The sequence below is a fragment of the Comamonas sp. FUJ_7 genome (assembly GCF_057369555.1).
The window spans coordinates 244,096-268,236 of the sequence record NZ_JBXXZI010000006.1; the positions used below are offsets into that span (position 1 = coordinate 244,096).

The window sequence follows — 24,141 nt, forward strand, 5'->3', positions numbered from 1 at the left end:
AGGCTGTTTTTGCTATAAATTTGATGAGCTCAAGGTCGGGCTGGGCTGGCTTGTCGCCCCGCCTGAACGCCCCATAGCCACATGGCAGCGCCTGCGACCAGCGTCAGTACAAAGGACTGTTGTGCTCCCCAGTGGTCTATCAACCAGCCCGCCGCAGCGGCTCCAAGTGCGACGCCACTGGCCAGACCGGTCAGCAGCCAGGTCATGCCCTCGGTCAGGCGCTGGGCGGGGACCTGTTGCTCGACCAGGCTCATGGCCACGGTAATCGTCGGACCAAAGGTGATACCGGCGAGCAGAACTGCAAGCGTCAGTGCGGTCAGATTGCTGGCCAGCAGCAAGGGCAGAGCGGAGATGGCGACGGATGCGCCCACCCACACAATCTGGCGACTCAGTGGCATCGACAGGCGCAGCGTGCCAAACAGCAGTCCCATGGCGCAGGATCCCAAGGCATAAAAGGACAGCACCACACTGGCCATGCCGGGCTGACCCTGGGCTGTGGCAAAGGCTACGCTGGCCACATCAATCACACCGACGATAACGCCTTGCGCCAGCATGAACAGCGCCAAGGTACGCACAACGGGCTGGCGCAGCATGGACGGTGCACTGTGCTTTGGGGAGTGAGCGAGCGGGTTGACCGCGGGCTCAGTGCGACGCTGCATCACAAACAGACTTACGCCCACGATGAGAAACAATGCCGCAGCCAAGGGGCCGGCCTCGGGAAACAGCATCATGCTCAGCCCCACGGAAAAGGGAGGGCCCACGATAAACGCGAGATCGTCCAGTACGGCCTCCAGGGCAAACGCTGTCTGTAACTGCGGCGTACCGCTGTAAATGGCTGTCCAGCGGGCGCGCACCATGGCCGGCATGCTGGGCAGGCTGCCCACGGCGGCGGCCAGCACCAGCAGCAGCCAGTCCGGACCTTCCCAGTGAGCGCAAGCCAGCAGCGCCAGCATGGACAGCGCGCTGCTGGCCGCAGCAAACGGCAGCACCCTGGATTGGCCGTAGCGGTCCACCAGAGCTGAAATACGGGGGGCCAATATGGCAATCGACAGGGCAAAGCAGGCAGACACCATGCCCGCCAGCGTATAGGCACCGCGCTGCTGCGACAGCATGGTGATCAGGCCAATTCCCGTCATGGAGAGTGGCAGGCGAGCCAGCAGGCCCGCGAGAACAAAGCCTGTGCTGCCTGGCGCTGTAAACAGGCTGCGATACGCATTCAACATGAAAACCTCGGGCAGATTAATGCATCAATTCACTTGCATACATCGTGTATGTGAATGGCATTCTATAGAGTGCCTGGCGTGGCGTCGTATGATTGGCATACGCCTTGTATGTGTTTTTTCTGGAGCTTTCTGTGACCCAAGTTCGCCAAAGCCGCAGCAGCATGATTGAAGCCACTCGAGCCAAATTGATTGCCGCAGCACGCTCTGCGTTTGCCCGGCATGGCTATGCGCAGGCGTCCATGGATGAACTGACCGCACAGGCGGGTTTGACGCGTGGCGCGCTTTATCACCACTTTGGCGGCAAGCCTGGGCTGCTGGCGGCTGTGTTTGCACAGATCGATGCGGAAATGGATGCGCGGCTGGAGCAGGTGTTGCGCAACCATGGCGATCTTTGGGAGGGCTTTCTGGCCTACTGCCGCGCCTACCTGGCCATGGCGCAAGAGCCGGAGATACGCCGCATCGTGCTGCAGGATGCGCGAGCCGTTCTCACCGGTACCGAGCAGGGGGCGCAATACCAGCAGTGTGTGCAGTTCATGGCGGCGTATTTGCAGGAGTTGATGGATCAGGGCGTGATTGTGCGCTCCAGTCCTCAGGCTATGGCCCACCTGCTCAATGGCAGTCTGATTGAAGCGGCAATCTGGATTGCGCAGGAGGGGGCGTCCGACGAGCGGCTGGATGAAGCGCTGCAGGCACTGGAGCTCATGCTGGCAGGCTGGAAGGCGGCGTGAGTCGACCTTTCCCTTTTTCCGCTGCTAAACCACTGCTGCACTGAGGGTCAGGCGCTGGCAACGCCAGAATCCATGCGGCAGTGGCAGCCTCCCCCAGGTCATTGGTCATGAGCAGGGAGTTTTCGTGCCCCGAGCACCGCGCCCCTCCAGCAGATGACGTCGCCTAGCTTCATCATAGGCGCGTGTGATGGTGGTCAGATCGGCATTCAGCGCAGCAGCCAGCCGACGCTGTGGCGGCAGGCGCTCGCCAGGAGTCAAGGATCCGTCTGTCACAGCGACCTGCAGGGCATCGGCAATCTGCAACAAACAAGGGCCGCCCTGGGTGCTTAATCGCCGCAACCAGATGGGCAGCGAATCATCTTGCATGGATCGAGGCTAGGACATTTTGTCCGCATGTATGGAAATTGCTTTTAAGTAGTATCTCCCTGAGCGCAAGGCAATACCAGGTTTGTATGGAAATTGCCGGCGTTCGCTTCGCTCACGCCTGCTGGTGCAGAGTGTTTCGCGATTGATAGTGCCAAGTCATTGGCTGGAAATTCTCAAAATGATCGACTGGGTCCCTGTAGTCTTTGTGGTGTTCAAAGCGCTGATCTTCGGCGCGTGCATGTTCTTTGCCATCAAGTGGCATTACGACCAAGGCAAGAAGAAGGGGGCGGACACGCGTACCTTGCTGCTCTCGATCGGCAAGATCGCGGTCGTTTTTGTGCTGGGGCTGCTGTTTGTGCTGGGCTTTACCTTCGGCCTTGCCGGCATGCTGGGCATGGACTTGCGCCTTCCATAAGCGCAATGCCTGGCGCAGCCGGTCTGGGCTGCTCGCTCTGAGGTCAGAGCAGGGTCACGGTCTGTGGTCCTTAACTATCCACTCTCAAAAAAATAGCGTGCAGTGCTTGATGGGTAAGCGCTGCACGCTATTTTGTTTAAATCTGGGTTAAAGCTTATTTGTACTTTTGCTCCAGCCCATCCCAGAAGTCCTTGTTCACCAGGCGCTGGCGCTCCAGGAAGGGGGCGACGATGGCGGGATCTTCATCCACCTTGTGGTCGTCACGCAGCAGGGTCAGGCACTTTTGCATGCCAGCGACCGCGCCTTGCAGGGCGGCGTTGGCGTACAGCACAAAGCCAAAGCCCAGCTGGCCCAATTCATCGGCGTTGAAGATCGGGGTCTTGCCGCCAATGACCATGTTCATGAGTTGGGGGGCTTGCAGGCGCTGTGGCAGGGCGCGGACTTCTTCTTCCTTGGTCACGGCTTCGACAAACAGGATGTCGGCACCAGCTTCCTGAAACTGCTGCGCACGCTCGATGGCGGCTTCAAAGCCGTGGACGGCTGCCGCGTCGGTGCGGGCCATGATGAGGGTGCCGCTGTCGCGGCGCGCATCGACGGCGGCTTTGATCTTGCCCAGCATTTCGCTGGTTTCAATGACTTGCTTGCCATTGAAGTGGCCGCAGCGCTTGGGCGAGACCTGGTCTTCGAGCTGAATGCAGTCGGCCCCGGCACGCTCGAGCGTGCGCACGGCATGGTAGGTGTTGACGGCATTGCCAAAGCCGGTGTCGGCATCGACCAGCAGCGGCACCTCCACGGCGTCGCGGATGCGGGCGGTGTGGTCGGCGATATCGGTCAGGCCCATAAAGCCCTGATCGGGCATGCCAAGCCACATATTGGTGACACCGGCACCGGTGACGTAAATGGCTTCAAAGCCCAGATCGGCAATCAGGCGGGCCGACATGGCGTTGAACGCACCGGGGACGATGACGCCGCGGCGTGCATCGGCCAGGGCTTTGAGTTGTTGCTTTGAATTCATGATTGATCTCTTGTTTTGATAGCTGCAAGCGCTTTGCCAGAAAGCGCTTGCAGCCTGTTTTGATGCTTATTTGGCGTTCGGCACTTCGCCGGGCACGCGAATCCAGCCTTCCATGAGAATGCGGGCGCTGCGGCTCATCAGGGCTTTGGTGACCTGCCATTGATCGCCCACCAGCCGGGCCTCGGCCCCTACGCGCAGCGTGCCGCTGGGGTGGCCAAAGCGCACGGCATGGCGCTCGCCGCCACCGGCCGCCTGGTTGACCAGCGTGCCGGGGATGGCGGCAGCCGTGCCAATGGCCACGGCTGCCGTGCCCATCATGGCGTGGTGCAGCTTGCCCATGGACAGCGCCCGCACGACGAGGTCAATGCTGTCGGCCTCAATCGCCTTGCCGCTGGAGGCGGTATAGCTTTGGGCCGGTGCCACAAAGGCAATCTTGGGCGTGTGCTGGCGAGTGGCAGCTTCGCTCAGATCCTTGATGAGGCCCATGTGAATTGCACCGTATGCGCGGATAGTCTCGAACTTGGCCAGCGCTTCAGTGTCATTGTTGATGGCGTCTTGCAGTTCGCACCCCGTATAGCCAATGTCTTTGGCATTCAAAAAGATGGTGGGAATGCCTGCATTGATCATGGTGGCGGCAAAGCTGCCAATGCCGGGTACATCCAGGCGATCGACCAAGTTGCCCGTGGGGAACATGGCGCCTCCATCCTCGCCATCGTCGGCGGGGTCCAGAAACTCCAGCGGCACCTCGGCGGCTGGGAAGGTCACGCCGTCGAGTTCGAAGTCGCCGGTTTCCTGCACCTGGCCGTCGGTGATGGGCACATGGGCCACGATGGTCTTGCCAATATTGGCTTGCCAGATGCGGATGCTGACCACGCCGTTGTGAGGAATGCGCTCGGCAGCTATCAGCCCCATGTGAATGGCGCAGGGGCCGACGGCAGCGCTGAGGTTGCCGCAGTTGCCGCTCCAGTCCACAAAGGCCTTGTCGATGGCGACCTGACCGAAGAGGTAGTCCACATCGTGGTCCGGGCGGCTGCTCTTGGAGAGGATTACGCTCTTGCTGGTCGAGGACGACGCATTGCCCATGCCATCAATCTGTTTGCCATAGGGGTCAGGGCTGCCCAGTGCGCGCAGCAAGATGGCGTCGCGCACGGCGCCGGGCTGCTGGGCCGCCGCTGGCAAGTCTTGCAGCTTGAAGAACACGCCCTTGCTGGTGCCGCCACGCAAATAGGTGGCGGGGATTTTGATTTGCGGTGTGAAGTGATTCATGGTGATGCTGGCTATCAAAGAGTCCATCAAGCATCGATGGTGTGTTGAAGAGCGTGGGGCGGCTCATCGGCGGGATGCCGAGCAAGGGCCGCCCCGCAGCGAGGGCATCGTCCCCCTCCGGCGCCTAGCGCCAGAGAGGGGGAAGCGGCGAAGCCGCTCAGGGGGTGATTACTGATTAGCCAGGAAGTCCTGGGCAAAGCGCTGCAGCACGCCGCCAGCTTCGTAGATGGAAACTTCTTCTGCGGTATCCAGGCGGCAGGTCACAGGCACTTCGGTGCGTGCGCCGGTGCTGCGGTAGATATGCAGCGTCAGCTCGGCGCGAGGCTTGCGCTTGCCGATGACATCAAAGGTTTCCGTGCCATCGAGCGCCAGCGTGTGGCGGGTGGTGCCGGGCAAAAACTCCAGCGGCAGCACACCCATGCCAATCAGATTGGTGCGGTGAATGCGCTCAAAGCCTTCGGCCACAATGGCCTCCACCCCTGCCAGACGCACGCCCTTGGCGGCCCAGTCGCGACTCGATCCCTGGCCGTAGTCGGCACCGGCGATGATGATCAGCGGCTGTTTGCGCTCCATGTAGGTCTCGATGGCTTCCCACATGCGCATGACCTTGCCTTCGGGTTCCACGCGGGCGAGGGAGCCTTGCTGGGTTTGTCCCTTGTCGTCCACCACCATTTCGTTGAACAGCTTGGGGTTGGCAAAGGTGGCACGCTGGGCCGTCAGGTGGTCGCCGCGATGGGTGGCGTAGGAGTTGAAGTCCTCCTCGGGCAGGCCCATTTTGTGCAGGTACTCACCGGCAGCCGAGTCCATCAGGATCGCGTTGGAGGGCGAGAGGTGGTCGGTGGTGATGTTGTCCGGCAGGATGGCCAGAGGGCGCATGCCGCGCAGCGTGCGCTCGCCAGCCAGCGCCCCTTCCCAGTAAGGGGGGCGGCGGATATAGGTCGACTGAGGGCGCCAGTTGTACAGGGGCTCTTCCGCTGCGCCGGTGTCTGCATGGATGGCAAACATGGGCTCGTAGACCGAGCGGAACTGCTCGGGCTTGACGGCGGCCTTGGCCACGCGGTCAATCTCGTCGTCGCTGGGCCAGATGTCCTTGAGGCGGATTTCACGGCCTTGGAAGACGCCCAGTACATCGTTTTCGATGTCGAAGCGGATGGTGCCTGCGATGGCGTAGGCCACCACCAGCGGGGGCGATGCCAGGAAGGCCTGCTTGGCGTGGGGGTGAATGCGCCCGTCAAAGTTGCGGTTGCCCGAAAGCACGGCCGTGGTGTAGAGGTCGCGGTCCTTGATCTCCTGCTCAATGACGGGATCGAGCGCGCCGCTCATGCCGTTGCAGGTGGTGCAGGCAAAGGCCACGACACCAAAGCCCAGGTCTTCCAGGTCACGCAGCAGACCGGCTTGCTGCAGGTACAGCGGCACGGTCTTGGAGCCGGGAGCCAGCGAAGTCTTGACCCAGGGCTTGCGCGTGAGGCCCAGATTGCGGGCATTGCGTGCCAGCAAACCGGCAGCAATCACATTGCGGGGGTTGCTGGTGTTGGTGCAACTGGTGATGGCCGCAATGATGACCGCTCCATCGGGCATCTGGCCCTCTTGCTCCTGCCATTCACCGGCAATGCCCTTGGCAGCCAGATCTGCCGTGGCGACGCGGGCATGTGGGTTGGAGGGGCCGGCCATATTGCGCACCACGGTGGACAGATCGAACTGCAGTGTGCGCTCGTACACGGCGTTTTCCAGGGCATCTGCCCACAGGCCTGCCTGCTTGGCGTAGGTTTCGACCAGCTGCACTTGGGCGGGCTCGCGGCCTGTGAGGCGCAGGTAGTCTATGGTCTGCTCGTCAATGGCAAACATGGCGGCTGTGGCCCCATACTCGGGCGCCATATTGGAGATGGTGGCGCGGTCGCCGATGGAGAGGCTGCGAGCGCCTTCACCGTAAAACTCCAGATAGGCTCCCACCACTTTTTGCTGGCGCAGAAACTGGGTCAGCGCCAAGACGATGTCGGTGGCGGTAATGCCGTTCTGGCGTTTGCCGGTGAGTTTCACGCCAATGATTTCGGGCAGGCGCATCCATGAGGCACGGCCCAGCATGACGTTTTCAGCTTCGAGTCCGCCCACGCCGACAGCGATCACGCCCAGTGCGTCCACGTGCGGCGTATGGCTGTCCGTGCCGACCAGCGTATCTGGGTATGCCTCACCATCGATAGCATGGATCACAGGACTCATACGCTCCAGATTGATCTGGTGCATGATGCCGTTGCCTGGTGGGATCACCTCCACATTCTTGAACGAGCGCTTGCACCAGTCGATGAAGTGAAAGCGGTCTTCGTTACGGCGATCTTCGATGGCACGGTTCTTCTCAAAGGCGTCGGGGTCGAATCCGCCGCACTCTACGGCCAGCGAGTGGTCCACGATCAATTGCACGGGCACCACAGGGTTGACGGCGGCAGGGTCACCGCCCTGGTCGGCAATCGCATCGCGCAGGCCCGCCAGGTCGACCAGCGCCGTCTGGCCCAGGATGTCATGGCAGACCACGCGCGCCGGGAACCAGGGAAAGTCGCGCTCGCGCTTGCGCTCAATGATTTGCGTCAGGCATTCGGTGAGGATGGCGGGCTCGCAACGGCGCACCAGGTTTTCAGCATGCACGCGGCTGGTGTAGGGCAAGCCGGCCCAGGCGCCGGGCTGGATGGCTTCGACGGCGGCTTGCGCATCGAAATAGTGCAGGGCGGTGCCGGGCAGGGGCTTGCGATAGCGGTGGAGATTGTGGGGCATTGTCTCGGGCAATTCTTGTGGGGATCAGTGGGTCAGAGCGGCCATGGCCGATGGGGTCTTCATGCCTGCGGTGTGGCTGTGATGCGCAGTCTGAGATTGAGACTGAGAGTGGGACTGAGAGTGGGACTGAGGCAGGCAGGCTGCGGTGCTGCTGGCGCTGCTCTCTTCAAAGGATGCAGAGCCCAGGGCCAGCTGCAGCCTTGCCTGCGACACACGCAGCAACTGCTCGCCCAGCTGGGTGCAAGGCGCGTGGGTCTGGCGCTGCAGGCTCAGGTGCTCGCTGAGCAAGGCGCACAGCAAGCGTGCCTCGTTGACCTGAGCGGCACTCAGGCGCGTGACCGTCATGCCGCGGCGCGGCTGGGCGGTCAGCAGGCCTTCGTGGCACAGCAGCTTCATGGCCTCTCGCACAGGGGTGCGACTGACGCCATATTCCTGCGCCAGCGCACCGTCATTGATATCGGAGCCGGGAGGCAACTGATGGCTCAAGATGCGTTCGCGCAGTTTGTCGGCGATGGCAATGCACAGGGAGTGGGCTTGCATGGGCTGGGCAGTCATGGCGTGTCGGTGATTACTGGCGGGCTTCGATGGGAACGAACTTCAGATCGTCCGGACCCACGTAGTTGGCGCTGGGGCGAATGATCTTGTTGTCCTGGCGCTGCTCGATGATGTGGGCCGCCCAGCCGCTGGTGCGGGCGATCACGAACAAAGGCGTGAACATGGCGGTGGGCACGCCCATCATGTGGTAGCTGACGGCGCTGAACCAGTCGAGGTTGGGGAACATGTTCTTCACTTCCCACATCACTGACTCCAGGCGTGCGGCAATGTCGTACATCTTGGTGCTGCCTGCTTCGTCGGAGAGCTTCTTGGCCACGCCCTTGATGACCACGTTGCGCGGGTCACTGACGGTGTAGACGGGGTGACCAAAGCCGATCACGACTTCCTTGGCTTCCACGCGGCGGCGGATGTCGGCTTCGGCCTCGGCGGGGTTGTCATAGCGTTTCTGGATCTCGAATGCCACTTCGTTGGCGCCGCCGTGCTTGGGGCCGCGCAGTGCGCCGATGGCACCGGTGATGGCAGAGTACATGTCGCTGCCGGTACCGGCCACCACGCGCGCCGTGAAGGTGGAGGCATTGAACTCGTGCTCTGCATACAGGTTCAAAGAGGTGTGCATGGCGCGCACCCAGCTCTCGGCAGGTTTGGCGCCGTGCAGCAGATGCAGGAAGTGGCCGCCGATGGAGTCGTCATCGGTTTCCACCTCGATGCGGCGGCCCGAGTTACTGAAGTGGTACCAGTACAGCAGCATGGAACCCAGCGAAGCCATCAGGCGGTCGGCGATGTCGCGGGCGCCTGGCAGGTTGTGGTCGTCCTTCTCGGGCAGGGCGCAGCCCATGGCGGAGACGCCGGTGCGCATCACATCCATGGGGTGGCTGGCGGCTGGCAGTTGCTCCAGCGCGGTCTTGACGCTGGTCGGCAGGCCGCGCAGGGCTTTGAGCTTGGTCTTGTAGGCCTTGAGTTCGGAATGTGTGGGCAGCTTGCCATGCACCAGCAGGTGGGCGATTTCTTCAAACTCGCAGACTTCGGCAATGTCCAGAATGTCATAGCCGCGGTAGTGCAGATCATTGCCGGTTTTGCCCACGGTGCACAGCGCGGTATTGCCTGCGGTCACGCCGGAGAGCGCGACGGATTTCTTGGGTTTGAAGGTGGCGGCGGTGGTGGCCAGAATCTGATTGCTGGCGTTGGTTGTGGCGGCGGCTGCCGTGGCGGTCGTGCTCATGGGTGTCTCCTTGAAGTTGTGAACTCAGACGCTGTTGGGTCTGCGATACTTCGCAATCTACGCATTCACATTTCAATCGTATAGGGCTGAATTGGTGAATGATTGCGAAGAAGAAATCAAGAATTTGCGAAGTTTGCAAATATTGGCGGGCTTGAATTGGAGGCATGGCAATGGCCAAGACATTCATGGGCGTGCGTCTGCGCAGCTTGCGCGCCGAGCGAGGTATGACGCAGGCGGCACTGGCGCAGGCACTGGAGCTGTCGCCCAGCTATCTGAATCAGATCGAGCAGGATCAGCGCCCGCTCACGGTGGCGGTGCTGCTCAAGATTCACAAGGTGCTGGGTGTGGACATCCAGCAGTTTTCAGAAGATGAAGAAGCTCGTTTGCTGGCGCAACTGCGCGATGCCGTGGCGGCGATGCCCCAACCCGAAGGGGCTGTGCCCTTGCCTGAGTTGCGCGAGGTGGCGGCCAAGCTGCCCCAGCTGGCGCAGATGCTGCTGCTCATGCACCAAAGACAGCTGGCCGATGCAGAACGTCTGGAAGCGTTGAGTGCCCGGCTGGGGGATGGCAGAGCAGAGCAAGATGGCGGGGGCTTGCAGGAAAGTGGGTCTGCTGGCCATGGCGTGACAGGTCTTCTGGCGGAGTCGCCACGTCAAATGCCTTTTGAAGCGGTACGTGACTTTTTCTTTGCACATCGCAACTACTTTGATGGGCTGGATCGTGCGGCCGAGGCGCTGGCCCGGCAGGCCGCAGAGCAAGGAGGCAGCTTGCAAGAGTGGTTGCAGTACCGGCTGCAGGTGCGCCATGGTGTGCAGGTCTTGCGCGTAGGCGAGGACAGAGAGGGCAAGGCTGCAAGCCACCGCCGCTATGACGCAGTCACCCGAACGCTGTACATCGCACCACAGTTGCGACCCATGCAGCAGGCCTTTCAGCTGGCAACCCAGCTGGCGCTGCTGGAGTTTGATGCATTGATTGCCACGGAGCTGCAAAGCGCGCAGTGGCAGGACGAGGGCACGCGCCGCCTGGCGCGCATGGGGCTGGCCAACTATGTGGCAGGTGCTTTTGTGTTGCCTTATGGTGAGTTTTTGCGTGCGGCGGAAAGCCTGCAGTACGACATCGACTTGTTGGCCCAGCGTTTTGGCGTGGGCTTTGAGACCGTGTGTCACCGCCTCTCCACGCTGCAGCGCAGCGATGCGCCGGGCGTGCCCTTTTTCTTCATCCGAGTGGACAGGGCTGGCAACATCAGCAAACGCCAGTCGGCCACGCATTTTCACTTTTCCAAGACCGGGGGAACCTGCCCTCTGTGGGGGGTGTACGAGGCGTTTACCCAACCGGGTCGCATTGTCCCTCAGCTCGCCAGCATGCCCGATGGGCGTGTGTATCTCTGGATTGCCCGCACTATCAGCCATGCGGGCCAGGGCTGGGGTGCACCGGGAAAAACTTTCTCCATTGGCCTGGGGTGTGACTTGCAGCACGCAGCAAGACTGGTGTATTCCCAAGGCATGGATTTGCGCAATGTGGCTGCGGCCACACCCATTGGCATGGGCTGCAAGGTGTGCGAGCGTGCGGCCTGTCCGCAGCGTGCTTTTCCGTATGTGGCCAAGCCGCTCAAGGTCAATGAAAACGAAAGTGGCTTTGTGCCTTACGGTGGCTAAGCGCGTGTTGACGATCTTGAAGTGGTTCTGCTCCATTCAATAAGAGGAGCTTTTAGCGCTCAGTAGTATTGAGTTTCAGATGGTTTAATGCCTGAAATCAAGAGCTGACAAGCGCTACAAGCTCCTTTTTTGAATGTTTCTGTGCATGTCTGCATGCAGGCCTGTATTCCTGCCCAGCTCGTGCAGAGAGCGCAAACAGGCTCTGACAAAGTGGCCTGTGCTGCGCCTTGATCAGCGATAGCCGGTTTGCGTGGAAAGTCTGATGGGTGAAAACCCTTGCCTGCATTCCGTGGGGAAAGTGATTTTCCTCAGGCCTGCTAAGCGGTTACGGCGATCTTGCAGGCCTGGATATCGATTTTTCGAATTTGCTTAGTCTTGTTGGACGATGGTCTGACGCCGCTTTTTTTCTACGCTTGACTCCAAATTTTGATTGCCAATCAACAAGGAGACATGAATGCGTTTAGCAGGAAAAGTGGCCGTGGTCACAGGTGCAGGTCAGGGCATGGGCCGCGCCATTGCACAGCGTTTTGCGGATGAAGGCGCCACCGTCGTGGCCGTGGACCTGAACGAAGAAGCTGCCAAGCAGACGCTGGAAGGCAAGGCTGGCAAGCACCTGGCGCGCTCCGTCAACGTGGCCGACAGCGCTGCCGTGGACAAGCTGTTTGCCGAAGTGCGTGAAACCCTGGGTGCCGTTGAGGTGTTGGTGAACAACGCCGGCGTGGGCTCGGTCGATCAGTTTGCCGATATCCCTGATGCCACCTGGGAGCGCGTGATTGGCGTGAACCTGAACGGCGCTTTCTACTGCGCTCGCGCCGCTGTCAAGCAGATGCAAGAAGGCAAGGGCGGTGCCATCGTCAACATCTCCAGCACCTCGGCTGTCAGCGGCGACGGCCCAGCGCACTACTGCGCCTCCAAGGCCGCCATCATGGGCCTGACCCGTGGCATGGCCAAGGAGCTGGCACCCAAGAAGATCCGTGTGAACACGCTGGTTCCCGGCCCCACCAACACCCCCATGATGCAAGGCATTCCCCAGGAATGGGCCGACGCGATCATCGCCGGCGTGCCCATGGGTCGCATGGCCGAACCCGATGACATCGCCAAGGTGGCGGTGTTCCTGGCCAGCGATGACAGCGGTTTTGTGACCGGTCAGAACGTGGCGGTCAACGGCGGCAGCGCCTTCCTGTAAGGAGAGAGAAAAATGAGCAAGCGTCTGGAAGGCAAGATTGCATTTGTGACGGGTGGTGGCTCCGGTATCGGTGCTGCAACGGCCGAGCGTTTCGCACAGGAAGGTGCGACGGTGGTGATCTGCGGTCGCCGCAAGGAGCCGCTGGATGAGGTCGTGGCCAAGATCAAGGCAGCAGGTGGCAGCGCCGAGGCCATCGTGGCTGACGTGGGCAATGAAGCCCAGTTTGTCGGTGCGCTGGAGCAGACTGCCAAGAAGCATGGCAGCCTGGACATTCTGGTCAATAACGCCATGGCCTACACCTGGGGTGGCATCGAGGCCATGACCACGGCGGACTGGCATGCCAACTTCAGCACCTCGGTGGACGGCACCTTCTGGGGTACACGCACGGCGCTGAAGCTGATGGCCGGTAAGGGCGGCTCCATCGTCAATATCGGCTCCATCTGCGGCACGCTGGGCACGCCCTATATGTCGGGTTACTCGGCAGCCAAGGCCGCCATCCTCAACTTCTCGCGCGCTGCAGCGGCCGAAGGTGCTCCTGCCGGAGTGCGTGTGAACGTGGTGATCCCCGCTGTGGTGGAAACACCTGCCACGGCCGGCATGCTGGCCGACGAGGCATCGCGCAAGAACACCGAAAAGCTCATCCCCATGGGCCGTGTCGGTCAGTCCAACGAGTTGGCCAATGCCGTGCTGTTCCTGGCCAGCGATGAAGCCAGCTATGTGACCGGTGCTGCACTGCCCGTGGATGGCGGTCGCTCCGCTGTTCTGGTGACTGCGCTGTAAGAGAGAGCTAGAGAGATGAGTGAACCCGTGAATCAGTGGCCGCAAACGCTGGACGAGCGTATCGACAGACTGGAGTCGCTGGATGCGATTCGCCAGCTGGCTGGCAAGTACTCCTTGTCGCTGGACATGCGTGACATGGATGCCCATGTGAACCTGTTTGCACCCGATATCAAGGTGGGCAAGGAGAAGGTGGGGCGCGCGCACTTTATGGCCTGGCAGGACAGCACTCTGCGTGACCAGTTCACGGGCACCTCTCACCATCTGGGACAGCACATCATCGAGTTCGTGGACAAGGATCACGCCACCGGCGTGGTCTATTCCAAGAACGAGCATGAGTGTGGTGCCGAGTGGGTCATCATGCAGATGCTGTACTGGGATGACTATGAGCGCATCGACGGTCAGTGGTTCTTCCGCCGCCGCCTGCCCTGCTACTGGTATGCCACCGACCTGAACAAGCCGCCGATTGGTGACATGAAGATGCGCTGGCCCGGTCGTGAGCCCTACCACGGCGCTTTCCACGACCTGTTCCCGAGCTGGAAGGAGTTCTGGGCGAACCGTCCCGACAAGGATGAGCTGCCTCAGGTAGCTGCCCCTGCGCCGCTGGAACAGTTTCTCAAAACCATGCGCCGTGGCACGCCCGCGCCGCGCATGCGTGTGCGCTAAGGCGAAGGAGTTGGCATGAGTCAAACATTGTTTACCCCTGTTCAACTGGGCAAGCTTGCGCTGCAAAACCGCGTGGTCATGGCTCCCATGACGCGCAATCGTGCAGAGGTCGATGGCACGCCCACGGACATCATGGCCGAGCACTATGGTCAGCGCGGCGATGCTGGACTGATCGTGGCTGAGGGGGCATGGCCTGAAGTCACGGGCCAGGCCTACTGCCGCCAGCCCGGCATCGAGACTGCCGAGCATGTGCGTGGCTGGCGCAAGGTGACGGATGCCGTGCATGCGCGCGGCGGCTCCATCGTGCTGCAGATCATGCATTCAGGGCGCATTGGCAGCAGCTATATCAAGCCCGCAGGCGTGCGCTCGGTGTCGGCATCGGCCATTCAGGCGCAGGGCAAGATCTGGACGGATGCCGCAGGCATGCAGGACTTCGATGTGCCCCAGGCTTTGACCACCCAAGAGGTGCGCCAGGCTATTGCCGAGCATGCTGCTGCGGCCAAGCGCGCAATCGATGCGGGCTTTGACGGTGTGGAACTGCATGGCACCAGCGGTTATCTGAGCTTGCAGTTTTTGCACTCCAGCACCAATCAGCGCACTGATGAATATGGTGGCAATGCGGCCAGCCGTGCACGCTTTGCGATGGAGTGCCTGGGCGCCATGGGAGAGGCCATCGGTGTGGATCGCGTGGGTCTGCGCCTGAACCCGGGCAACACCTTTAACGACACCTCGGACGAAAACTCGGCGGCTACGCATGCTGAGCTGATGCGCCAGGCATCCAGACTGGGCATTGCCTACCTGCATGTGATGCGTTCGGTTTTCGATCCATCTATCGACGCCTTCAAGCTGGCGCGTGAGAACTTTGGCGAGAACCTGATTCTCAACGACGGCTTTGATGCCCAAAGCGCTGAAGCGGCGCTGCAGGCAGGTGAAGGCAAGGCTGTGTCGTTTGCGCGGCACTTTATTGCCAACCCGGATCTGGTGCAACGCATGCGCCAGGGCCTGCCTCTGTCCAAGTTTGATCGCAACACGCTCTACACCCCGGGTGCCAAGGGCTACAACGACTATGCATCCGCAACCGAGGTACAGACGGCCTGATCCGCGGCCATTAGTCAAAAACTGAGTTCATCGTGTTGGCCGCATTCCCTTTTGGGGTGCGGCCTTTTTTTGTGGGTCGTGATGAGGGTTTCCGAGGGTGTCGCCAGGGTGTCGTGCTTGGCTACTGCAAATGGCTGAAAGAAAGGTCTTTACATGCCCCAATTGCTTTCTGATGCTGGGGAGAGTGCTATGGATTTTGCTAGCAAAAGCTGCGAATCGTTAGTCTCAATGGACGATGTTTGTAAAGGCTCTCCTCTCCAAAATCATCAGCATCACTACAAAAGATTTGGGTTGGAGGCCCCGACATCATGATGGAAATACGTGGACTTGCGTACGTTGTCGCCGAGAGCTCTGATTTGGATCGCTGGGTCAGCTATGCACGTGATGTGCTTGGCATGATGCCCAGCATCACAGCCGGTGGCGATCTGCTGATCAAGATGGATGAACGTCAGTTCCGCTTCCAGGTTCAGCCTGGCAGCAATGACAAGTACACCGCATCGGGCTGGGAAGTGGCCAACAAGGATGCCTTTGAGCAGGCGCTCGCAGCGCTGAAGGCGGCCGATGTGCATTACGAGCTGGGCAGCGCCGAGCTGTGTGCCAAGCGTCATGTGCAGCAACTGGCTGTGGTGATGGATCCTTCGGGCAACCGCCACGAAATCGTCTGGGGCTTCAAATCCGACTTCGCCCACTTTGCATCGCCTCAGGGGGTCTCGCGCTTCATTACAGGTGACTATGGCTTGGGACATACCGTTCTGCCTGCCCCTGACTTTGACAAAACCGTGACCTTTGTGCGCGATGTCATGGGCTTTGGCCTCTCGGATATCTACAACTTCAAGCCCGCTGGCGACGAAGGTCCCACGGTGCGCATTCACTTCTTCCACTGCGCCAACGGCCGTCACCACAGCCTGGCACTGGCCGAGTTCCCTTCGCCATCGGGCTGCGTGCACGTGATGGTCGAGGTGGACAACATGCCTGAAGTGGGCCGTGCCATGGACCGCATGCAAAAGAGCCAGACCAAGCTGTCGGCCACGCTGGGTCAGCACACCAACGACAAGATGATCTCGTTCTACATGAAGACGCCCTCGAACTTCGACCTGGAGTTCGGCTATGGCGGCGCCATCATCGACTGGGATCACCACATCACGCACGAATTCACGACAGTCAGCCTCTGGGGGCATGACTTCAGCGTGGGCCGCCCCGAAAACAACTAATAGGAGGCTTGAGAGATGGCCAATAAATTGATGACAGCAAAGGACGTTGTGGCATCCATCAAGGATGGCATGACGATTGGTATTGGTGGCTGGGGGCCACGCCGCAAGCCCATGGCTTTGGTGCGTGAGCTGCTGCGCAGCGACGTCAAGGACCTCACCGTGGTGGCCTATGGCGGCGCCGATGTGGGCATGCTGTGCGCCGCAGGCAAGGTCAAGAAGCTGATCTTCGCCTTTGTGTCGCTGGACTTCATCCCACTGGAGCCTTATTTCCGCAAGGCCCGCCAGAACGGTGAGATCGAAGTCATGGAAATTGACGAAGGTCACATGGTGCTGGGCCTGAAGGCTTCTGCCATGCGTATTCCCTACATCCCGACCCGCGTGGGCCTGGGTACCGATGTGCTCAAGCACAACAGCGATATCAAGCTGATCGAGTCGCCCTACGACGGCAAGGAATGGGTGGCCATGCCTGCCATCCAGCTGGATGTGGCGCTGCTGCACGTGGACCGTGCTGATGCACGCGGTGTCTGCCAGATTGCAGGTCCCGACATCTACATGGATGACCTGTTTGCCCGCGCTGCTACCAACACCTATGTGAGCTGCGACGAGCTGGTTGAAGCCAGCAGCTTCGAGTCGGCAGAGGCCGCTCGCCTGGTGTTCTGGGAGCGTTCCGAGACCACGGGCGTGGTGCATCTGCCAGGCGGAGCGCACCCCACCTCCTGCGCACCTCAGTATGGCTTTGACGTCAAGCACTTCAAGGAATACGTGGCCAGCAGCAAAGAAGAGGGCGGCTGGGACAACTACCAGCAAAAGTACGTGCAGTGCACGGAGCAGGAATATCTGGAAAAAGTGGGTGGTATGGACGCAATCAAGCGCCTGCCCTTGCCCGTGTTCTGAGGAGGCAGGAAGATGAGTGAAATTGCATTGGTAGATCGCGTCATCTGCGCCGCGGCACGTGCCTGGGAAAATGATGGTGAGGTGCTGGCTACGGGTATTGGCCTGGTGCCTCGTCTGGCCGCATCGGTGTGCATGAAGTCCATCAACACGGACTTGATCATGACTGACTCCGAAGCCTGGGTGGTCAACGAACCTGTGCCAGTGGGCCCACGTGGTGACTATCAGATCAAGCGCGAAAGCTGGATGGGCTTTGGCCGCATCTTCGATAACGTTTGGGGTGGCAAGCGCCACGCCATGGTGGGCCCCGTGCAGGTGGACCGCTTTGGTCAGGGCAATATCTCCATGGTGGGCAGTGACTACGCCAAGCCCAAGTCCATGATGCTGGGCGTGCGCGGCTTCCCCGGCAACTCCATCAATCACGCCAACTCCTTCTTTGTGCCTAACCATAGCCCGAAGGTGTTTGTGTCGGGCGAGGTGGATGTGGTTGGCTCCGTGGGCTACAACCCCGCACGTCTGGCCAAGGGCTGGACGCTGGAGGAGACCACGGACATCCGTTTCATCTTCACCAATCTGTGCGTGTTTGACTTTGGTGGCCCCGACTATCAGGTGCGTTTGGTGTCTTTGCATCCGGGCGTGACCGTGGGTCAGGTGCAGGAGGCAACAGGCTTCCCCATCTATGTCCCTGCTGAAGTGGGTGTGACGCCTGATCCCACGCCTGAGCAGCTGGCTTTGCTGGCTCAGCTCGATCCGCACAACCTGCGCGCTACAGTCATGGGAGCCTGACATGGATGCAGCATCCAGCGAATTTGTGACACGCGAAGACAAGGCCGTCTACGAAACCGATGAGCCTGTGCTCTACAGCGTGGACAACGGCATTGCCACGGTCACCATGAATCGGCCCACGTTCAACAACGTGCAGAACTCGCAGATGACCTATGCGCTGGATGCTGCCTTCCGCAAGGCGACCGATGACGACAGCGTCAAGGTCATCGTGCTGCGCGGCGAGGGCAAGCACTTCAGTGCAGGTCACGATATCGGTACTCCCGGGCGTGACATCAACAAGCCCTTTGACCGCGTGCATCTGTGGTGGGATCACACCAACAAGCCCGGTGGCGAGCAACTCTTTGCCCGCGAGCAAGAGGTGTATCTGGGCATGTGCCGCCGCTGGCGTGACATTCCTAAGCCCATGATTGCCATGGTGCAGGGCGCTTGCGTGGCCGGCGGCCTGATGCTGGCCTGGGTCTGCGACCTGATCGTGGCCAGCGATGACGCCTTCTTCCAGGATCCCGTGGTACGCATGGGCATCCCCGGCGTCGAATACTTTGCCCATGCTCACGAGCTGCACCCACGTATCGCCAAAGAATTTTTGCTGCTGGGCGATCGCATGGGAGCTGATCGTGCCTATCAGATGGGCATGGTCAACCGCGTTGTGCCGCGCGCCGAGCTGCAGGAGCAGGTCTATGCGATGGCGCAGCGCATGGCGGCCCAGCCCCGTCTGGGCCTGGCGCTGACCAAGATGGTCGTGAACAAGGCAGAAGAGCTGCAAGGTCTGCGCTCCACCATGGATATGGCCTTTGGTTATCACCACTTTGCCCACGCCCACAGCCAGGCCATGGGCATGGGGCAACTCGGCGGACAGGATGCCAAGTCCATGGTCAAGGCCAACAAAGAAGAGTCAAAGGCATGAGCAATATGAACGACATGGGCAGCCTGCATACCCCTATCTGTGACCTGCTGGGGTGCCGCTACCCCATTATTCAGACTGCCATGGGCTATGTGGCCGGGGCGGATCTGGTGATTGGAACGACCAATGCGGGTGGTTTTGGCTTCCTGGCCGGTGCCACCATTCCTGCCGACAAGATCGAAGCAGAGATTCTGCGCGTCAAGCGCGAGACCGACGATCAGCCTTTCGGTCTGAACTTTCACATGTTCCAGCCCAACGCACAGCAATTGCTGGACCTGGCTGTGAAATACCGTCTGCGTGCCGTGAGCTATGGCCGCGGCCCGGACAAGAAGGTAATTGGCCGTCTGCGTGATGCAGGTATCGTCTGCATGCCCACGGTGGGAGCCCTGAAGCATGCGCAAAAAGCCATCGAGATGGGGGCCAATGCCATCACGGTGCAAGGCGGTGAGGGCGGCGGCCATACCGGCAGCGTGCCGACCACGGTGCTGCTGCCCCAGGTAGTGGATGCGGTGCAGGTTCCCGTGATTGCAGCTGGCGGCTTCTACGACGGCCGAGGTCTGCTGGCCGCTCTGGCCTACGGTGCATCGGGTATCGCCATGGGCACACGCTTTTTGATGACCAGCGACTCCAAGGTGCCTGAAGCCACGCTGCAGCGTTATCTGGCGACCAAAGACGCAGAAAAGATTGCGGTATCTCACCTGGTCGACGGCATGCCGCAGCGCATGATTCCCAACGAATACCTGGCGATGCTGGAAAAAGCCAGCCCCATGAAGCGCTTGCGCATCGCCCTGAGCCTGGCGTTGCAATGGAAGGCCGAGACCGGCATGACCACCGCTCAGGCCATCAGCATTTTCATGAAGGCGGTGCGCGAGGACTCGTCCTCCGTGGCCCAGACCGTGATGGCGGCCAATGCTCCCATGCTGCTGCAGCGCTCCATGGTGGACGGCAACCCGGCCGAAGGCGTGATGTCGGCCGGTCAGGTGGCTGCGCTGATCGGCAAGCTCGACAGCTGCGAAGACGTGATCAGCGGCATTGTTCGCCAGGCCATGGAACGCCGCACCGCATTGAATGCAATGACTCCCGCATAACAACAAGCCAAAGAGGCTGGATATGTCCAATCAACAATTTCATTCCACTATTCATGACAATGGTGTGGCGGAGCTGGTCATTGACCGTGCCCCCGTCAACGCTCTGAACGCAGCCGGCTGGAATGGCCTGGCGCGTGAAATCCAGTCACTGGGCGACAAGCCCGAAGTGCGGGTCATCGTGATTCGCGCCGAGAACCGGGGCTTTTGCGCCGGGGTCGATATCAAGGAGCTGGCCTCCAACGACAAGCTCATCGTCGATGTGAATGCCGGCAACTACGCGACTTTCAAGGCGGTGCACCTGAACAAGGTGCCCGTGATTGCTGCCGTGCACGGCTTTGTTCTGGGCGGCGGTATCGGTATCTGCGGTGCATCGGACATCGTGATCGCCGCTGAAGATGCGACTTTCGGCCTGCCCGAGGTGGACCGTGGCGCCATGGGCGGTGCTGCTCACCTGCAGCGCATGTTCGGTGTGCAAAAGACGCGCTATCTGTTCTTCACGGGCGAGATGATTGGTGCGCAGGAAGCATTCCGTCTGGGCGCTATTGAGCGCGTGGTGCCGCGTGAGCAGCTGCGTGACACCGCCATGGACATCGCCAACAAGATTGCCGCCAAGAGCCCCGCCATGATCCGCATCGCCAAGGAAGCGCTGACCGGTATCGAAGACGGCAACCTGGAAGACAAATACCGCTGGGAGCAGGGCTTCACCCTGCAGGCCTACATGAGCCCTGATTCCGCCGAGACGCGCAGCGCCTTCGTGGAAAAGCGCGACGCCAAATTCTGAGCACCGAAGAGCGCAGAGGAGACAACACATGGATTTGACCTATACCCCCGCTCAGAAAGCCTTCCGTGCGCAAGTGCGCGAGTGGCTCAAGAACAATGTGCCCAAGCAGCGCCTGCAGAGCTACGACACCCGCGAAGGTTTTGAGCAGCACCGCCAATGGGAAGCCAAGCTGGCCGACGCGGGCTACAGTGCCGTGACCTGGCCCAAGGACCTGGGCGGCAGCGGCTGCGACCTGACCGAGTGGCTGATTTTTGAAGAGGAATACTGGGCCGCCGATGCCCCCGCCCGCGTGAACCAGAACGGCATTTTGCTGCTGGGCTCCACGCTGATGGAGTTCGGAACGCCCGAGCAGAAGGCCCGTTTTCTGCCCCGCATGGCCCGCTGCGACGATATGTGGGCCCAGGGCTGGTCCGAGCCCAATGCCGGCTCCGACATGGCGGCCATCAGCAGCCGTGCCATCCGCAAGGGTGACAAGTACGTTCTGAATGGTCAGAAGATCTGGTCCACCCGCGCTGTGTTTGCCGACTGGGTGTTTGGCCTGTTCCGCAGCGACCCTACTTCGAGCCGCCACCACGGCCTGAGCTACATCCTCGTGCCGCTGAACACGCCCGGCATCACTGTGCGCCCCATTCGCGCCATCAACGGTCGTGAGCACTTTGCCGAAATCTTCTTCGACGATGTGGAAGTGCCCGTCGAGAACCTGCTGGGTGCCGAAGGCAAGGGCTGGCATGTGGCCATGGCCACGGCTGGCTTTGAGCGTGGCCTGCTGCTGCGCTCTCCTGCTCGCTATCAGCGCAGCGCGCAGAAGCTGGTGGATCTTTATCTGCGCAACCAGGTCGATGCAGATCGCGACCACTCCATCCGTGATGCCGTGCTGCGCGCCTGGCAGGGTGCCGAGGCGTACACGCTGTCTTCGTATCACACGGTGGGTCGCCTGAACAAGGGTGCGCAGATCGGCGCCGAGGCCAGCACCAACAAGATTGTCTGGTCCGAGCTGGACATTCTGATCAACGAAACCGCCATGCGCATTCTGGGCTCGCGTGCCGAGCTGGCTGACGATGTGGAAGCCAACGACTGGCTGGAAGGTTTCCTGTTCTCGCAGGCCGGCCCTATCTACGCCGGCAGCAACGAAATTCAGCGCAACATCATTGCCCAGCGCATGCTGGGTCTGCCCAAATCCTGATCGGCAGGGAGACAACCATGGACTTCACCTTTACCGAAGATCAAATCGCATTCCGTGACTCCATCAGCCGCTTTCTGATGACCGAGGCGGCTCCCGAGTTGCTGCGCGATATCTGGGAAACCAAGAGCGGTCGCAGCCCTGAGCTGTGGTCCAAGATTGCCGAGCAGGGCCTGATGGGCCTGTCGGCCCCAGAAGCCGATGGCGGCATGGGCATGGCCGATGTGGACTGGGCACTGCTGCTGCAGGAAGTGGGCTATTACGCCTTGCCCGACTCGCTGACCGACACAGCCTATGTGGCGGTGGGCATGTTGTCCGCCTTGCCTGAAGGCAACAAGAGCCGTGCCTGGTTGAGCAAGATTGCCGAAGGCAGCTGCCGTGTGGCCGTGGGCCACCCCGTCAACCCCACGGTGGCAGATGCTGAACTGGCTGACTTGCTGCTGCTGCCCCATGCGACGGCTACGGGCCTGGAGCTGCACCTGCTGATGCCTGAGCAGTGCGAGATCACGCCGCTCAAGAGCATTGACTCTTCGCGCCGCCTCTCCAAAGTGAACTGGAAGGCTTCGGATGCGACCCGTGTGCTCGATGGCGCTCAGGGGCAGAAGGTCTGGGAAACCGCTGGTGAGCGCGGCGCTCTGGCCGCTGCGGCCCAGATGGTGGGCTTGGCTCAGCGCATGCTGGATCTGTCCGTGGACTATGCGGCACAGCGCAAGCAGTTCGACAAGGTCATCGGCAGCTTCCAGGCGGTTCAGCACCACCTGGCAGACATCGTCACCAAGATCGAATTTGCCAAGCCCGTGCTCTACCGCGCTTTCTATGCGTTGCAGCAGGGCGAGACCGATCTGGCCGTGCGCATCTCCCACGCCAAGCTGCAGTGCAGCGAAGCGAGCTGGTTTGCTGCCCGCAACAGCCTGCAGGTGCATGGCGCCATGGGCTACACCTGGGAAGTCGATCTGCAGATGTTCATGAAGCGGGCGTGGGTGCTGGATGCCGCCTGGGGCGACAAGGGCTACCACTCTGCGCGTCTGACACAAGGTTTGCTGAGCAGCCCCAATGCCCCCGTTGGGCCTGGTGCGACTTTTGATCGTGAAAGTGCTTTCTCCGGCTCCTGCTCTGTGCAGGCTGCTATCAAAAATATTGCTGAAGAGGTGGCTGCATGAGCGCCCAAGCCTATATCGTTGACGCACTGCGCTCGCCCACTGGCAAGCGCAAAGGCTCTCTGGCCACGGTGCATGGTGCCGACCTTGGCGCCCATGTCATCAAGGCCCTGGTCGAACGCAATGACATACCCGCTGCTGATTACGACGATGTGATCTTTGGCTGCGTGGACACCATTGGTGCACTGGCGGGCGACATAGCCCGTACTTCCTGGCTGGCAGCGGGCATGCCTTTGAACGTGCCCGGCACCACGATCGATCGCCAGTGCGGCTCGTCCCAGCAGGCCATCCACTTTGCGGCTCAGGCCGTGATGAGCGGTACGCAGGACGTGATTCTGGCCGGCGGTGTGCAGACCATGACAGCCATTCCGATTTCCTCGGCCATGCTGGCTGGTCAGCCCCTGGGCTTTACCACGCCGTTTGCTGAGAGCAAGGGGTGGCAGGCGCGTTTTGGCGATGCGCCTGTCAACCAGTTCTATGCGGCTCAGCGCATCGCCGACCACTGGGGCGTGAGCCGTGCCGACATGGAAGTGTTTGCCAAGGAAAGCCATGACCGCGCGTTGAAGGCGATTGCCGAAGGCCGCTTCGACCGCGAAATCGTGCCTTTCGGTGATTTCAAGATGGATGAAACCGCCCGTCTGAGCACATTGGAGAAGATGGCCACGCTGGAGCCGGTGGATCCGACTTACCCATCGATTACGGCAGCGGTCTCCAGCTCTACCTGCGATGCGGCAGCAGCCGTGCTCGTGGTGTCCGAGGCAGCGCTCAAGCGCTACAACCTCAAGCCGCGTGCCCGCATCCACCATATCAGCGTGCGCGCCGATGACCCCATCTGGCATCTAACGGCACCGATTCCTGCCACCGAGTACGCACTCAAGAAGGCTGGCATGACCATGGCCGACATTGATCTGGTCGAAATCAACGAAGCCTTCGCGTCGGTGGTCATGGCCTGGCTCAAGGAAACCGGCTACGACCACGCCAAGACCAACGTCAACGGTGGCGCTATTGCACTGGGCCATCCGCTGGGTGCATCGGGCGCCAAACTCATGACCACCTTGCTGCATGAGCTCGAGCGCACGGGCGGACGCTATGGCCTGCAGACCATGTGCGAAGGTGGCGGTCAGGCCAACGTGACCATCATCGAGCGTCTCTGATAGCGAGCAATACAGGCACTCAAGGAGTGCCTGTATGCCGTTGAACACTTCATAACGGTC

22 protein-coding genes and 1 pseudogene are annotated in these 24,141 nt (G+C 60.9%); 16 read left to right on the forward strand and 7 right to left on the reverse strand.

Annotated features, from left to right (window positions below; genetic code table 11):
* Positions 1-29 precede the first annotated feature (29 nt).
* On the reverse strand, positions 30-1,223 hold the full coding sequence (locus AC2I9W_RS11370) for an MFS transporter (RefSeq protein WP_486410067.1): 1,194 nt from the start codon (positions 1,221-1,223) through the stop codon (positions 30-32).
* Positions 1,224-1,384: 161 nt separating this feature from the next.
* On the opposite strand from AC2I9W_RS11370, the gene AC2I9W_RS11375 reads away from it, so the two are divergent.
* Positions 1,385-1,951 carry a TetR/AcrR family transcriptional regulator gene (locus AC2I9W_RS11375; RefSeq protein WP_486410123.1) on the forward strand — a complete coding sequence of 189 codons (567 nt, stop codon included), beginning with the start codon at positions 1,385-1,387 and terminating at the stop codon, positions 1,949-1,951.
* Positions 1,952-2,074: 123 nt separating this feature from the next.
* On the opposite strand, the pseudogene AC2I9W_RS11380 reads toward AC2I9W_RS11375, so the two are convergent.
* Positions 2,075-2,317 (reverse strand): annotated as a pseudogene (locus AC2I9W_RS11380) (GntR family transcriptional regulator); the annotation flags it as partial.
* A gap of 178 nt (positions 2,318-2,495) precedes the next feature.
* Between AC2I9W_RS11380 and AC2I9W_RS11385 the strand changes: the two are divergent.
* Entirely contained in the window at positions 2,496-2,732 is a 237-nt protein-coding gene (locus AC2I9W_RS11385; RefSeq protein WP_486410068.1) for a hypothetical protein, read from the forward strand.
* 154 nt (positions 2,733-2,886) lie between these two features.
* Here the strand turns inward: AC2I9W_RS11385 and AC2I9W_RS11390 are convergent, their stop codons facing one another.
* The 5 genes from AC2I9W_RS11390 to prpC form a co-directional block, all read right to left on the reverse strand.
* Positions 2,887-3,747, reverse strand: coding sequence for an isocitrate lyase/PEP mutase family protein (locus tag AC2I9W_RS11390; RefSeq protein ID WP_486410069.1), 861 nt, complete (start codon positions 3,745-3,747; stop codon positions 2,887-2,889).
* A 66-nt stretch (positions 3,748-3,813) separates the two neighbouring features.
* Positions 3,814-5,040: a 2-methylaconitate cis-trans isomerase PrpF gene (prpF, locus tag AC2I9W_RS11395; RefSeq protein WP_486410070.1), complete on the reverse strand. Its 1,227-nt coding sequence runs from the start codon at positions 5,038-5,040 to the stop codon at positions 3,814-3,816.
* Positions 5,041-5,181: 141 nt separating this feature from the next.
* Positions 5,182-7,776, reverse strand: coding sequence for a Fe/S-dependent 2-methylisocitrate dehydratase AcnD (gene acnD / locus AC2I9W_RS11400; RefSeq protein WP_486410071.1), 2,595 nt, complete (start codon positions 7,774-7,776; stop codon positions 5,182-5,184).
* A gap of 24 nt (positions 7,777-7,800) precedes the next feature.
* Positions 7,801-8,331, reverse strand: a complete 531-nt coding sequence (locus AC2I9W_RS11405) for a GntR family transcriptional regulator (RefSeq protein WP_486410072.1) — start codon at positions 8,329-8,331, stop codon at positions 7,801-7,803.
* A 13-nt stretch (positions 8,332-8,344) separates the two neighbouring features.
* Entirely contained in the window at positions 8,345-9,550 is a 1,206-nt protein-coding gene (gene prpC, locus AC2I9W_RS11410; protein ID WP_486410073.1) for a bifunctional 2-methylcitrate synthase/citrate synthase, read from the reverse strand.
* Between the two features lie 170 nt (positions 9,551-9,720).
* Here prpC and AC2I9W_RS11415 point away from each other — a divergent pair, with 170 nt between their 5' ends.
* The 14 genes from AC2I9W_RS11415 (at position 9,721) to AC2I9W_RS11480 (ending at position 24,081) form a co-directional block, all read left to right on the forward strand.
* Entirely contained in the window at positions 9,721-11,205 is a 1,485-nt protein-coding gene (locus AC2I9W_RS11415; RefSeq protein ID WP_486410074.1) for a short-chain fatty acyl-CoA regulator family protein, read from the forward strand.
* Between the two features lie 454 nt (positions 11,206-11,659).
* Complete coding sequence (locus tag AC2I9W_RS11420; protein ID WP_486410075.1) at positions 11,660-12,391, forward strand: SDR family NAD(P)-dependent oxidoreductase; 732 nt, start codon at positions 11,660-11,662, stop codon at positions 12,389-12,391.
* Positions 12,392-12,403: 12 nt separating this feature from the next.
* On the forward strand, positions 12,404-13,171 hold the full coding sequence (locus tag AC2I9W_RS11425) for an SDR family NAD(P)-dependent oxidoreductase (protein WP_486410076.1): 768 nt from the start codon (positions 12,404-12,406) through the stop codon (positions 13,169-13,171).
* A 15-nt stretch (positions 13,172-13,186) separates the two neighbouring features.
* Positions 13,187-13,834: a nuclear transport factor 2 family protein gene (locus AC2I9W_RS11430; RefSeq protein ID WP_158384596.1), complete on the forward strand. Its 648-nt coding sequence runs from the start codon at positions 13,187-13,189 to the stop codon at positions 13,832-13,834.
* Between the two features lie 15 nt (positions 13,835-13,849).
* Positions 13,850-14,932: an alkene reductase gene (locus AC2I9W_RS11435; RefSeq protein WP_486410077.1), complete on the forward strand. Its 1,083-nt coding sequence runs from the start codon at positions 13,850-13,852 to the stop codon at positions 14,930-14,932.
* A 308-nt stretch (positions 14,933-15,240) separates the two neighbouring features.
* On the forward strand, positions 15,241-16,143 hold the full coding sequence (locus AC2I9W_RS11440) for a VOC family protein (protein WP_486410078.1): 903 nt from the start codon (positions 15,241-15,243) through the stop codon (positions 16,141-16,143).
* 15 nt (positions 16,144-16,158) lie between these two features.
* The gene (locus AC2I9W_RS11445; protein WP_158392481.1) at positions 16,159-17,037 is read left to right on the forward strand and encodes a CoA transferase subunit A; all 879 of its coding nucleotides are present in this window, start codon (positions 16,159-16,161) and stop codon (positions 17,035-17,037) included.
* Positions 17,038-17,049: 12 nt separating this feature from the next.
* Complete coding sequence (locus AC2I9W_RS11450; protein WP_486410079.1) at positions 17,050-17,820, forward strand: CoA-transferase subunit beta; 771 nt, start codon at positions 17,050-17,052, stop codon at positions 17,818-17,820.
* Position 17,821: 1 nt separating this feature from the next.
* Positions 17,822-18,724 (forward strand): enoyl-CoA hydratase, encoded by a 903-nt coding sequence (locus AC2I9W_RS11455; RefSeq protein WP_486410080.1) that lies wholly within the window; start codon positions 17,822-17,824, stop codon positions 18,722-18,724.
* Complete coding sequence (locus AC2I9W_RS11460; RefSeq protein WP_158392475.1) at positions 18,721-19,809, forward strand: nitronate monooxygenase; 1,089 nt, start codon at positions 18,721-18,723, stop codon at positions 19,807-19,809. The genes AC2I9W_RS11455 and AC2I9W_RS11460 overlap by 4 nt, the downstream gene beginning before the upstream one ends.
* Before the next feature lie 22 nt (positions 19,810-19,831).
* Positions 19,832-20,590 carry an enoyl-CoA hydratase family protein gene (locus AC2I9W_RS11465; protein WP_486410081.1) on the forward strand — a complete coding sequence of 253 codons (759 nt, stop codon included), beginning with the start codon at positions 19,832-19,834 and terminating at the stop codon, positions 20,588-20,590.
* 28 nt (positions 20,591-20,618) lie between these two features.
* Complete coding sequence (locus AC2I9W_RS11470; protein WP_486410082.1) at positions 20,619-21,773, forward strand: acyl-CoA dehydrogenase family protein; 1,155 nt, start codon at positions 20,619-20,621, stop codon at positions 21,771-21,773.
* Positions 21,774-21,790: 17 nt separating this feature from the next.
* Entirely contained in the window at positions 21,791-22,930 is a 1,140-nt protein-coding gene (locus AC2I9W_RS11475; RefSeq protein ID WP_486410083.1) for an acyl-CoA dehydrogenase family protein, read from the forward strand.
* Complete coding sequence (locus AC2I9W_RS11480; RefSeq protein WP_486410084.1) at positions 22,927-24,081, forward strand: acetyl-CoA C-acetyltransferase; 1,155 nt, start codon at positions 22,927-22,929, stop codon at positions 24,079-24,081. Before AC2I9W_RS11475 ends, AC2I9W_RS11480 begins: the two co-directional genes overlap by 4 nt.
* Positions 24,082-24,141: the final 60 nt, after the last annotated feature.